An 11,870-nucleotide genomic window follows, 5' to 3' on the forward strand; every position below is an offset into this window, starting at 1 on the left:
GGTTCCTTTTTAAGATCGGGTTTTAAAAAAAGAAAAAATAAACTCATTAGCGAAATACTCCGTTTCGTTTCCGCCTACCAGCGTCGCATCGGTTCCCAGAAATTCTTCCAGCTCGAACACGCTTTTTTTCGCAACAGCCGAAACCAACATCTGAAAGGACGTCAGGTTTTCCAGATTTAATAATAACTTATTATCCCCTTCAACCAAAAAGACATATTGCGGAATCTTTCGTTCGTCCCGCCATTGGGTAACGTCCGCCAAACCGGAGATCGTATCGATAGTCTTTAGTTTTTCAAATTCGTTGCCCAATACTTTCCATTTGGCTTTCGACAGGATAACATTTTCGTATTCCACTCGTGGCAGAAAATTCGATTCGTCGCGGTGAACGCCCCAATTCAAATACAAACCGCCTCTTTTACCCTGTGCCTGTAAATCGCATAAAAAATGATAGACCGGCAAGGAATTGTGACTGTAATTATGCGCATTGGTGAGTCGCGGTAAAACCTCTTTATTGTGCTTTCGGGAGCGCACTACAATCCGACCGCTTTTTACCGAAACGTATAAATCGGTTATCGGAAGCTGATTTTCCGTGGGTTTACCCGAAGTCGCCAGATACGGAATCTCGAATTGTCTGAAATCCGGTCGCATCAATACATTTCCCACCCTGTTTTCGGGTAAATGAATGATTTCTGATACCAATTTATCCGGATTGAGTTCTTCTTCCGCCCGGATAATAGTGCGCGCATGTTTGTCCATTTCCGGATCACCCAAACAAAAACGCCCCATCAGATTGGCAGCGCCCGATCCGCCTACGGATCGAATCACCAACTGCTCCTCTTTTTCGCCTTTTACAACCTCTGCCACTACCGAAAATGTATCCGGAAGGTCATCCCAACCTGCTTCGGTTCCTTTTAAATCGGCTTCCTCAATCCGGATCACAGCACTTTTATTTTCCCGTGCTTCCTGCATTTTCCGGTATAAAATACTATCAAGTGCCGTCCAGCGCACTTCTTTTCGTTTTTGCGTTCCAACATTCGGCACACGGATATTATGCAACAGCGTGTTGATTCCTCCTTTGTAATTATTAACCGGATAACCAATACCCAATTCATTATCCAATACCAACGATAACGGAACCTCCCGGTCTTCGTAACGTTGCCGGAACTTTTCCATGAATTGTTGTAACTGCTGATTTTCGTTTTTGGGCGTTATCCGATTTAATACGGTTATCGCCTTTTTTAGCGGAACTGTTACTTCCTGCGCCAATACATTCCGACTGGCGTTCAGGAACATATCGGTTTGAAAAATAAACTTTTCATCAAAAGGGATTTCAAACCGGCGTAGTGTTTCGATCAGATCGTGATAGCGTTCCGGATCATTCCCTAAAGTATGATCAAGTGCGTCTATTTTTGCAGCAACTTCTTCCAATAGCGACACCAGTGTTTCCGCTCCTTTTATTTTTTTAAGAATGTTAAGCGTTTGTCCTATAAATTCCGTTCCGGAAACGGAAAGTTCCATTTCACTCACCAATATCTGATTATCGATTAGCTCGTCAATAAATTCAGTTGCTTCCGCTTCGGTAATTTCATCGGAAACCAATGCCTCTGCCAACACCGATTTTAAAACACCCGTTTGTGCCTGTTTCAGACAATCCCGAATATAATCCGAACCTTCAATCTCGATCAGATGATGGATACGATTTCCGTTTTTATACAGACATTCCACATAACGGATATGATCACCAATAAAATAAAGACTGGAATTCGGATAATATCGCAGTTGTTCCCGGATCGACGGATTGGTTGTAAACGATTGATTTAATGCGCCAACAAAATTCATATCCAAACGGGTATGTCGTTTATTTTGGGTATAATCGGCATTCCGGATAGCATTTTCTTCAGCGAAAGTTCCTAATCCACAACCGGCAAAAAGCCCAAAAGGAGTCGATCGGGAAGCCATTCGGGTTAGGTATTTCAGAAAAGAGAGACGGATTTTCTGTATTTCTTTTGGATCCTTACTGTTTCCGGATACCCATTTTTCTATTTCGCGATATAAAACCGGCGAAGCCAGGAAAACGGCTTCTTTTACAACCGGATTTTCAAATTGTTTTTTTATGTTTTCGTCGGATACCTCTTTTCCCGCTGTCAGTTTCAAAAAATGATCAACCGGTAGCAAAGGCATTCTTAAGACGTAGTTATCAAAGTTTAGATAGGGCAATTTTTGTTCCATGTTTATGGTGTTGAATCGTTACAAACTAAGGAATACCGCTTTGTCTACCAAAGGCGCTCCCATTGGAGAAAGCGTTGCCAGATAGGCCGCTGCAACTCCCGAAAGACCTTCGAGCAACGAACTATCGTTTTCTTTGCGTTCGCCTCCATCATAAAGGCAATATCCTATTTCGGAATCGGCACCGGTTTTATAATCATAGGTTTTTTGCAACCAATAGTCCGCGGTTTCCCGGAACGCTATTTCGCCGGTACGATCATAACTGTTTTTAAACAACAATGCCAATCCGGCCGTTCCGTGACACAATCCGGCGTCGTGGTGCATTGTTTCAGCGACCAACCTCCGACCGGCTACCTGTTTTAATTTTGTCATTGTTTCTTCCTGTAAAGCATCGTCCTGTAAGACATCCGCTAATAATAAATGCGTGTGCAAAATCCCAAGATCACCATAACACCAGGCCACTCTTGATGTTTCCGGTTTTGTCGTCCCGTTTCGATAATCATCTTCTAACAACATCGTCGGATAATATGATTTTATCACACCTAATTCCTGTGTATTGTGGCGGTAAAAATTCAGACTTTCTTCCAACAATTCTTTACAGGTATCTGTTTGGATATTATGTTTGAGACATTTGCCTAAAAAGTATTGGATTCCGGCATTTCCGTGTGCCAGACCAAAATCAATCTTATAGGCTTTTGTTTTAAAAAAATCGAACGTACTCCAATAACAGCGATTTTCTTCTCTTTTGGCCGTTATATTCAGGCGGTCGATAACTTTTTCGGCATATGTTGACGCTCCTTTTTCTAAAAAATAAAGCGCCATTCCCATCGCGCCATGCAGGATATCCACATGATCCATTTCCAGATTGTCATTCAGATGCTCTGCAATAATTTCGTCAATTTCTTCGATGATATCTTTATAATCAGCTATATCGATATGCTTTTCTTTTGCCAATTGGTACAAGAGAAACCCATATCCCGCCAAACCGCCACTAAAAGACGGATAAAAAGCTTCACTTTCCGAAAGTAGGGTATATACTTTATCAATATATTTTCTGAGAATGACAGGATCTACAAGTTCCGGAAATTGTTTCCGGATAGCTGTCAGTGTGAGAATGATCCCGGGTAATCCGGTATGTAATGCGATTTGGGCGACTTTATTATCACGAAAAAGCAGTGTTTCGTTTTGCAAATACGCCGCTATTGTATTCAGTTCCTTATAACTATCAAAATTCATAAACAAAAGTAGGTTCAAGGTCATTTTTAAATGCAAAACCGTTGAAGAACCGGTATTCTCCAACGGTTTAAATAGCACAATTTTACACTATTGCATATTACAATGCATTTATACAATTATAAATGCGATGGTGTGCAATCGCTATTTATGCTACGATGCTCTTTTTACATCTCCTCCCAAGTATAGGTAGGGCAATAGTGATGTGTGACACATTCGATTTGTATACTCACACAATCCATTCTTGTTACTTTAATCCCACAAGGCTCCGGATCAGTCCATTTCACTTCCGTTGCGAAGCTGGCACATGTTTCGTTTGTTCCACCACCCTGGATGTTTGCTTTTTCCTTATCCGTTAAAACGGAAACTACTTTCTTTTTTAAATTTAATCGTTTCATTATATAATAAATTTGATTGGTTGCGGTATATGAAATGGTATTTACCTTTTTAAAAACGTTATTTTCCGTTTAGTAAAAACCTAAAAAACAATGCATTTTGAACCATAAAAATTTTTAACAAATCGCATTTGATATTATTAAAAATCTTGTTTTTTTCAAATTTAAGAAGTTAAAAAACAGGTTCTTATTCGTTTTAAGGGTAATTTTACCCGTTTTTTATAGGATAATATTTATTTTTCATATTTTTAAGATCTAAAAAAAGAGTAATTAAATGAATCGGACTGTAGGAGCAAAAATTCGCCATTTGAGAAAAACACGTGGTTATTCACAAGAAGAAGTTGCCGAAAAACTTAATATCTCCCAATCGGCTTATGCCCGTATCGAAAACGGAGAAAGTCAGTCGTGGGCTTCGCATATTGAACAGCTAAGTACGATCTTTGAAGTTAAGCCTAAAAGTTTCTTGTCCAAGCAAAAAGAAAGCCCATCAACTAAAAAGCAGAAAGACAAGTTACTGTTTCGGGATAGTCTTCTGGCATTGAACGAAGTCTACCAAAAATTAATTGATCAATACGAAAAACGTTTACAGGAAAAAGATGAATTGATCACCTTGTTAAAAAGAGAAAAAGACCATTTATAGCCTTAACGAAAAAGAATATTGATTATCTGGAAGCCTTTATAGGTAGTATCTCACTAACTGTGTAAGTATAAAAATAATGGGGTTTTAAAACCCCATCATTTTTATGTTTAATTTTAAATGTTACACAGTCTTATGAAAAAAGAAGATTTATTATCAGAAGAGTTTTTAAAACAGTTCAAAACAGGTGAAGACTTAAATGGTTTTCTTGCCCAACTACAAAAACGTGGTTTAGAAGCCATCTTGAATGGTGAGTTAGATGCTCATTTAGGTTACGATAAACACGAAAAATCAACGACATCCAATTCTAGGAACGGTTATTCCAACAAAAAGGTTAAAACCTCATTTGGAGAATCAGAACTTCAGGTTCCCAGAGACAGAGAAGCTTCTTTCAATCCCATGATAATCCCTAAAAGGCAAAGTATGGCTGACGGATTGGAAAATGTCATCATATCACTTTATGCAAAAGGAATGAGTGTTAGCGATATTGAAGAGCAGATAAGAGAAGTTTATAATTTTGATGTATCTACCTCTACTATATCCAGGATTACAGAATCGGTATCCAATGATATTATTGCTTGGCAAAACCGTCCATTAGATCCCGTTTACTTAATTGTTTGGATGGATGGGATTGTGTTTAAAGTTCGAGAAAGTTCCAAAGTTATTAATAAGACTATCTATTTAGCTGTAGGCCTGAACAAGGATGGTAAAAAGGAAGTTTTAGGAATGTGGCTGGGTAAGAATGAAAGCGCCAGCTTTTGGTTAGGTGTATTGACTGATCTAAAAGCCAGAGGCGTTGAAGACATCCTCATTACAGCTACCGACAATTTAAACGGATTTACTCAAACCATTAAAAACGTATTCCCGGAATCTCAAACACAAATCTGTGTTGTTCATCAAATTAGAAACTCAGCCCGTTATGTAGTCTGGAAAGATAAAAAGGAGTTTTCTAAAGATATGAAACAGGTTTATGATACGCCAACCAAACAAGCTGCAAAAGGAGCTTTGGAAGATTTTGCCAGCAAATGGAATCATAAATATCCTTATGCGGTTAAATCCTGGGAAGAAAACTGGGAGGAACTTACCGTCTTTTTTGACTTCCCAATTGAAATCAGAAAAATCATTTACACCACAAATCTAATTGAAAATCTTAATGGGAAAATTAGAAAATATACCAAAAACAAATTGTCATTCCCTACGGATGACGCCGTTTTAAAATCCGTATATTTGGCTTTAAGGGAAGCAACCAAAAAATGGTCAATGCCAATCCAAAATTGGGGATTAATTCTCAACCAGTTCTTAACTATATTTGAAAAAAGGGTTCAACTTTAAATAAAAAGTCAAACCCTGTTATTTTTTAACTTACACACTTTTTGGGATAGCGTCCTTTTAATTCCAATAGAATACCCCTCCGACAAGTGTAACCTTATCGGAAGCGGATTCTAAAAGATTTTTTTCTACGACAACTATCGCATCATAATTACTGTTTGATAATTTTTTCTCTGACAATACTTCCGTCAGCATATTGGATAACAACCATATACACTCCGTCCGGCTGTCCTGTCAGATTAAACTGATTTGAACCTGTTTCTACGATCAGAGCACCATTGGTATCATATATCTGCACTGTTTTCAACTCTTTTTCGGCATTAACCGAAAATAAGCCATTGGACGGACTTGGAAAAATAGCTACAACTTGTTTCCTTTCCAGAACCTCATCTGTTCCCAACGATTTAACAACAAAAGATCCTAGTTCTTCTACTGAAATTCCTGTCGGATCACAAGGGTATTTTCCATTAACAAGATAGGCCTTATATTTTCCCACTTCCGGTATTCTGATATCCCACTTTCCTTTGCCTTTTAACGGTTTGGAAAATTTTCGCCATTCGGCATCCAGAACAGGAACTAATCGATCCTGGTTTATTCCATCAACCAATAGAATATCATGAGGATCTTTAAGAATCACTATCCTATAGTAATCTTTCACATCATCTGAAACCGGAAAATTTTCATAAGTCAACTCAATCGATTCATCGCCTCTAAACTCTTCACGATTAATCTTTACACTATAACCTGCCGTTTGTGCATCGGCATAAAATGCTGTAAAAACTCCTAACAAGAATAAAATTGTTTTCATCATATATTTATTTAAAATTGTTTTTATTCAATCGTATAAAGCACAATATTTCTCAGCTTTTATTTAAAACAAAGCCCCTTTTTTAGTGACATTGTATACCTATGAAAATCGAATACAAAATGATCCATCTGTTTGGGAGAATTTCTGAACAATATAATAATAATAAAACAGTAAATTTCTGATCATATTATTAATCAATAACAAAGTCTGTTTTATGACTTATATTGTCTTATTATCACCTCTAAATCACTCCGGCATAGCAGCTTCTTTTAACACTTATGGATTTCCGTACTTTTATACTTCATTTCCTTTATTATATTTGAAACCACAACCGGTATTTCTATAAGGCCTATCGTCAGATTGTCTGATGATCTGCTCCTATCAATCGGTATTTTTTAGCATTTCTAAAAAACAAATAGCTACTTTTACAGAACCATTACATAACAAAACAAACGATGTTACAAACACTAGTTTTACTCGCCGTATTTATTTTAGCACTGGCTATCGGAATCTATCTTGGAAAAGCCTTATTCAGCGCGCGTTCACAATCGGAAAAATCGGGATTGGAAGAGCGCATTAACGGTCTGTTAGCACAACAGGAGCAACTCAAACAACAGTTTTTACAGGAACGCGGTCAGTTTGAGCGACAACTGGTAGCAGTTCAGACCGAAAAGGAAAACATTCGTAACGAAAAAGAAGCACTGGCCATACAGCTTTCCAAAAAAGAAGTCGACTTTGAAAACCTTTGGGAACGCAACAAAGAACAGAAAGAGGAAGTAAACCAGTTACAGGAAAAATTCACCAAAGAATTCGAAAATCTGGCTAATAAAATCCTGGAAGAAAAAACCAATAAGTTTACCGAACAAAACAAAGAAAACTTAAAAAACATACTATCGCCATTACAGGAGCGTATTCATTTATTTGAAAAGAAAGTTGAAGACACCCATAAAGAGAGTATCGACTATCACGCTGCTTTACGCCAGCAAATTCTAAATCTGCGGGAAACAAACGAACAGATGAGCAAAGAAACGCTAAACCTGACCAAAGCATTGAAAGGCGACAGCAAAATGCAAGGAAACTGGGGCGAGTTGATTTTGGAAAAAGTACTGGAAAAATCAGGATTGGAAAAAGGGCGCGAATATGAAGTACAGCAAAGTTTTGTAACCGAAGAAGGTAGTCGCGTACAACCAGACGTTGTGATCAATCTACCGGATGGTAAAAAAATGATTGTGGATTCCAAAGTATCCCTTACGGCTTACGAACGTTATGTAAACGAAGACGATGAAACAACCCAAACTCAGTATCTGAAAGAGCACGTTAACTCAATAAAACGTCATGTTGAGCAACTGGGTAGTAAAAACTATCACGATCTGTATCAGATGGAAAGTCCGGATTTTGTATTGCTATTTATCCCGATGGAACCTGCTTTTGCGATCGCTTTAAATGAAGATGCTACCTTATACAATAAAGCTTTTGAAAAGAATATTGTAATCGTAACGCCATCGACCTTATTAGCGACTTTGCGTACCATCGACAGTATGTGGGCGAATCAGAAGCAACAGGAAAACGCTTATGAAATTGCACGTCAGGCTGGTGCTTTATACGACAAATTCGAGGGCTTTGTAAACGATCTGATCAAGATTGGTAAAAAAATGGACGAAGCCAAAACGGAATACCAAGGCGCTATGAACAAGCTTGTAGACGGAAAAGGGAATTTGATCACCAGTGTTGAAAAATTAAAAAAGATGGGAGCCAAAGCCAAAAAGGCATTACCCGAAAGCATCTTAAACCGTGCTAACAACAACGACTTAACCGAATAAAAATGAGTACCGAACCTAAAAAAATCAGCTCTTCGCGAATCAGCATTTCCGAACTAATGTTGCCATCGCATTCCAATTTTAGCGGAAAAATACACGGTGGCTATATTCTATCCTTAATGGATCAGATTGCTTTTGCCTGTGCTTCGAAATATTCGGGTCGCTATTGCGTAACCGCATCGGTTGATACAGTTGATTTTTTAAATCCTATAGAAGTAGGCGAATTGGTAACTTTAAAAGCTTGCGTCAATTATGTAGGCCGGAGTTCTATGGTGGTTGGCATCCGGGTTGTATCGCAAAACATTCAAACCGGAAAAATCAAACACAGCAATTCGTCTTATTTTACGATGGTCGCCAAAGATGATCAAGGAAATACTGTAAGTGTACCAAAACCCATTTTAAACACCCTTGATGAAGTTCGACGTTTTTACGACTCCATCCGACGCATTCAATCTAAAAAAGAGCATCAGGAACACATCAGCCGATTTGATCATACTTCGCAGGAAGCTTTAGACAAATTATCCGATTATGGTGTAACACTGGCCTTATAACAAAAAGAAAAGCGTTTTGCTTTTCTTTTTTCTATGTTTTAATTAATTTCTTACAGGTTTGCGTTCCATCGTTATGTATTACAGTTCCAAAATAAACTCCCTCAGGAAAAACAGACAGATCGATTATATCCGTCGCACTCTTCAACACCAATTGGCCACTTAAATTATAAACCAAAACAACAGCAATCTCTTTCGGGGTCTTTATTCGAAAAATACCATTTGATGGATTTGAAAAAACGTTGTACCAACAGTATAAGCATCCAATTCCGGCATCCCTAATTTCACTTCCTCACCTTCAATACTATACGCTGTAGCAGAAACACCACCATAACCCCATTCCGCATCACCGCTTTGCCATACCAGTGTATCAAATCCGCCACCATCACCATCGTACCAATACCAAATTTTATCTTCCGGCAAACCATCGGTAGCCACCACCGGAGCAAAAGCCAGCCAATAATAATTATTTTTTGCTTCCAGAACTAATTCTTTACCGGCTAGAGCCAAATCAACTGAAACAATAATTTTCTCATCCTCAATCCTTTTTAACAATCCAGGATTGGTATCATCCAGATAAAAATGAGCCAAAGAAGTTCCCGAAAACGGAATTTTAAACCTATCGTCATAAAGACCTTTATCAAAAACAAACACATGCACTCCTTGTATCAGGGAAATATCTCCGGGAGCCGTTTTACCCATTTGTCCTACAAAATTAAATCGGGTGATTTTACTGTTATGTCCAATATAAAAATTATCAGCCAGGATTTTCTTTTGGGTATTCGTAACTGTTGAAATATTATCAACAAAACGATACGGCTTAGTAGCAGGACGGTCTAAAAACGTCGAAACCAGCACTTCCCCTTCTTGTGCCTTCAAAAGCGTAATCGCAAACAGCATGCAAAAAAACAATAACCGACATCTTGTTGTTTTCATTTTATTTTAGATTTTAATTAATTTTTCACAAACCTGTGTACCATCATTACAAGTCACAGTCAATAAATAAATCCCTTTAGGAGAAGACGACAAATCGATAATTTCCGATGAGTCCTTCAACACTATCTCCCCACTTCCATTATAAACCCTAACGCCAACAATCTCTTTCTCTTTTGGTGTCGCAATTTTAAAGATATCGCAAGACGGATTGGGATATACCGTTATTACAGCTGTTTGCATATCTAATTCAGAAATTCCTAATACCACTTCTTTACCTTCGATACTAAAAGCCATCGACCTCGGACTTCCCCCTCTAACAGGGCCCCATTCTGTATCACCATTATTCCATTTTCTAACATAATAACTAGCACCATCTCCTTCATACCAATACCAGACGCTATCAGCAGGCAAACCATCGGTAGTAATAACCGGAGCAAACGCTATCCAATAAGAACCTGATTCCAAAATCAGTTCTTTTCCAGCCAGATCCAAATCAACCGAAATAATAATTTTCTCTTTCTCAACTTTTTTTAATAAACCTGCGTTGGCATTATCCAAATAAAAATGCGCCAAAGAAGTTCCTGAAAACGGAATTTTTTCATGTTTCCCATCGACCTTCTCAAATATATCCTTAAAAATAAATACATGTACTCCTTTAATCTGCGACATATCCCCTGGCGCAATTAAACCAATTTGTCCCACAAAATTAAACCGGCTAATCTTACTCCTTTTACTCAAAAAATAATTATCCGTCAGTACTCTTTTTTGAGTATTACTAACTGTTGAGATACTTGCGGCAAAATCATCTAATTTTTTCACATCATCTAAAGTTGAAAATATTACCTTTTCCTGAGCATTTAATAAATTAACCACAAACAAACTACAACAAAGTGCTACCCAATTTTTCACTTTTTTTATTTTCATTTTATTTTATGTTTTAATTAATTTTTCACGAACCTGTGTACCATCATTACAAGTCATAGTCAAAAAATAAATTCCTTTAGGAGAAGCCGACAAATCAACAGTTTCCGACTGGCTCTGCAACACCAATTGTCCGTTTCCATTATACACCACAACAGAAACAATCTCTTTTGGTGTACTAATTTTAAAAACATCATACGAAGGATTAGGATACACCTTTGCAGTAACGGTTTGTATATCCGATTTTGAAATTCCCAACGTTACTTTTTTACCTTCAATACTAAAAGCTACGGATCCGGAACCTGTTGATGACCAACCGCCATTGTCCCATACTACTGCTTCGTTGCCGAAATCGGTTCCCGGAAACCAGCTCCATACTTTATCGGGTGACATTCCCTCTGTAGCAATTATCGGCGCAAAGGCAATTCCATATGTTCCCGCTTCAAGTATCATATCAAATCCGAGCGATTTTATATCGATACCAATTATAACCTGATCTCCTTGCTGTATTATTTTTAATCCCGGAGCATACTCCCGTATCAGCTCAAAATAATTCAAACTGCTTGCTTCAGATAATGGCTGACCAGTAGTAAACGCTCTAAGAATATACAACCGTACTCCTTTAATTAATGCTATGTTTTCGGGCGTTGCTTTTCCGAGTTGCCCAACAAAATTAAATTGAGTGATCTGACTCTTTTTTGACAATTTAAAATCATCCATTATAATCAATTCCTTTGTATTCGTAATTGTTGAAAGGTTTGGTGCGAGAGGCACAGGTTTTCTAACCTCATCCAACGTTGAAAACAACACTTCTTGTCCCAGACTTGGCAACCCACACAGCATCGTTAAACCATAAAACAACACCGGCAGGCATTTTTTCAGTTTTATTTTTCTTCTCATATTCAAAATATTTAATACGTTCATCAACTAAATTACACAAACTTAGTAGCAACGGCGAAGACAATTCAACATGCAAAACAGACAAATAACTCTATTTTATCATTGCTCAAAATAGTGGAC

12 protein-coding genes are annotated in these 11,870 nt (G+C 37.8%); 4 read left to right on the forward strand and 8 right to left on the reverse strand.

The window, feature by feature from the left end:
- Positions 1-9: 9 nt before the first annotated feature.
- The 3 genes from E6C50_RS10895 to E6C50_RS10905 all read right to left on the reverse strand — a co-directional run bounded on the left by E6C50_RS10895 (position 10) and on the right by E6C50_RS10905 (position 3,857).
- Complete coding sequence (locus E6C50_RS10895; protein ID WP_136403263.1) at positions 10-2,229, reverse strand: lantibiotic dehydratase family protein; 2,220 nt, start codon at positions 2,227-2,229, stop codon at positions 10-12.
- An 18-nt stretch (positions 2,230-2,247) separates the two neighbouring features.
- Complete coding sequence (locus E6C50_RS10900; protein ID WP_136403264.1) at positions 2,248-3,486, reverse strand: lanthionine synthetase LanC family protein; 1,239 nt, start codon at positions 3,484-3,486, stop codon at positions 2,248-2,250.
- Between the two features lie 140 nt (positions 3,487-3,626).
- Positions 3,627-3,857, reverse strand: a complete 231-nt coding sequence (locus tag E6C50_RS10905; RefSeq protein WP_136403265.1) for a hypothetical protein — start codon at positions 3,855-3,857, stop codon at positions 3,627-3,629.
- A 271-nt stretch (positions 3,858-4,128) separates the two neighbouring features.
- Here E6C50_RS10905 and E6C50_RS10910 point away from each other — a divergent pair, with 271 nt between their 5' ends.
- Together E6C50_RS10910 and E6C50_RS10915 are read left to right on the forward strand one after the other, a co-directional pair.
- On the forward strand, positions 4,129-4,494 hold the full coding sequence (locus E6C50_RS10910) for a helix-turn-helix domain-containing protein (RefSeq protein WP_136403266.1): 366 nt from the start codon (positions 4,129-4,131) through the stop codon (positions 4,492-4,494).
- A 132-nt stretch (positions 4,495-4,626) separates the two neighbouring features.
- A complete protein-coding gene (locus tag E6C50_RS10915; RefSeq protein ID WP_136403267.1) occupies positions 4,627-5,823 on the forward strand; it encodes an IS256 family transposase in 1,197 nt (398 codons plus the stop codon).
- Between the two features lie 148 nt (positions 5,824-5,971).
- Here E6C50_RS10915 and E6C50_RS10920 read toward each other — a convergent pair whose 3' ends face one another.
- On the reverse strand, positions 5,972-6,628 hold the full coding sequence (locus tag E6C50_RS10920; protein WP_211089537.1) for a T9SS type A sorting domain-containing protein: 657 nt from the start codon (positions 6,626-6,628) through the stop codon (positions 5,972-5,974).
- 455 nt (positions 6,629-7,083) lie between these two features.
- Between E6C50_RS10920 and rmuC the strand changes: the two genes are divergently transcribed.
- Together rmuC and E6C50_RS10930 are read left to right on the forward strand one after the other, a co-directional pair.
- Positions 7,084-8,448, forward strand: a complete 1,365-nt coding sequence (gene rmuC / locus E6C50_RS10925; RefSeq protein ID WP_136403269.1) for a DNA recombination protein RmuC — start codon at positions 7,084-7,086, stop codon at positions 8,446-8,448.
- A 2-nt stretch (positions 8,449-8,450) separates the two neighbouring features.
- Positions 8,451-8,996 (forward strand): acyl-CoA thioesterase, encoded by a 546-nt coding sequence (locus E6C50_RS10930; protein WP_136403270.1) that lies wholly within the window; start codon positions 8,451-8,453, stop codon positions 8,994-8,996.
- A gap of 31 nt (positions 8,997-9,027) precedes the next feature.
- Here E6C50_RS10930 and E6C50_RS18090 read toward each other — a convergent pair whose 3' ends face one another.
- From E6C50_RS18090 to E6C50_RS10950, 4 genes are read right to left on the reverse strand one after another with little or no spacing between them, the layout of a single operon-like run.
- Positions 9,028-9,276 carry a T9SS type A sorting domain-containing protein gene (locus E6C50_RS18090; protein ID WP_136403395.1) on the reverse strand — a complete coding sequence of 83 codons (249 nt, stop codon included), beginning with the start codon at positions 9,274-9,276 and terminating at the stop codon, positions 9,028-9,030.
- On the reverse strand, positions 9,198-9,929 hold the full coding sequence (locus E6C50_RS10940; RefSeq protein ID WP_136403271.1) for a hypothetical protein: 732 nt from the start codon (positions 9,927-9,929) through the stop codon (positions 9,198-9,200). The genes E6C50_RS18090 and E6C50_RS10940 overlap by 79 nt, the downstream gene beginning before the upstream one ends.
- 6 nt (positions 9,930-9,935) lie before the next feature.
- On the reverse strand, positions 9,936-10,853 hold the full coding sequence (locus E6C50_RS10945) for a T9SS type A sorting domain-containing protein (protein WP_136403272.1): 918 nt from the start codon (positions 10,851-10,853) through the stop codon (positions 9,936-9,938).
- A 6-nt stretch (positions 10,854-10,859) separates the two neighbouring features.
- Positions 10,860-11,750: a T9SS type A sorting domain-containing protein gene (locus tag E6C50_RS10950; protein WP_168732788.1), complete on the reverse strand. Its 891-nt coding sequence runs from the start codon at positions 11,748-11,750 to the stop codon at positions 10,860-10,862.
- Positions 11,751-11,870 lie beyond the last annotated feature (120 nt).

The organism is Flavobacterium supellecticarium (assembly GCF_004801375.1).
GTDB lineage: Bacteria > Bacteroidota > Bacteroidia > Flavobacteriales > Flavobacteriaceae > Flavobacterium > Flavobacterium supellecticarium.

Excerpts from the sequence above, each read along its gene's own strand:
- E6C50_RS10895 (WP_136403263.1), bottom strand. The coding sequence starts at position 2,229 with ATGGAACAAAAATTGCCCTATCTAAACTTTGATAACTACGTCTTAAGA.
- E6C50_RS10900 (WP_136403264.1), bottom strand. The coding sequence starts at position 3,486 with ATGACCTTGAACCTACTTTTGTTTATGAATTTTGATAGTTATAAGGAA.
- E6C50_RS10905 (WP_136403265.1), bottom strand. The coding sequence starts at position 3,857 with ATGAAACGATTAAATTTAAAAAAGAAAGTAGTTTCCGTTTTAACGGAT.
- E6C50_RS10910 (WP_136403266.1), top strand. The coding sequence starts at position 4,129 with ATGAATCGGACTGTAGGAGCAAAAATTCGCCATTTGAGAAAAACACGT.
- E6C50_RS10915 (WP_136403267.1), top strand. The coding sequence starts at position 4,627 with ATGAAAAAAGAAGATTTATTATCAGAAGAGTTTTTAAAACAGTTCAAA.
- E6C50_RS10920 (WP_211089537.1), bottom strand. The coding sequence starts at position 6,628 with ATGAAAACAATTTTATTCTTGTTAGGAGTTTTTACAGCATTTTATGCC.
- rmuC (WP_136403269.1), top strand. The coding sequence starts at position 7,084 with ATGTTACAAACACTAGTTTTACTCGCCGTATTTATTTTAGCACTGGCT.
- E6C50_RS10930 (WP_136403270.1), top strand. The coding sequence starts at position 8,451 with ATGAGTACCGAACCTAAAAAAATCAGCTCTTCGCGAATCAGCATTTCC.
- E6C50_RS10940 (WP_136403271.1), bottom strand. The coding sequence starts at position 9,929 with ATGAAAACAACAAGATGTCGGTTATTGTTTTTTTGCATGCTGTTTGCG.
- E6C50_RS10945 (WP_136403272.1), bottom strand. The coding sequence starts at position 10,853 with ATGAAAATAAAAAAAGTGAAAAATTGGGTAGCACTTTGTTGTAGTTTG.
- E6C50_RS10950 (WP_168732788.1), bottom strand. The coding sequence starts at position 11,750 with ATGAGAAGAAAAATAAAACTGAAAAAATGCCTGCCGGTGTTGTTTTAT.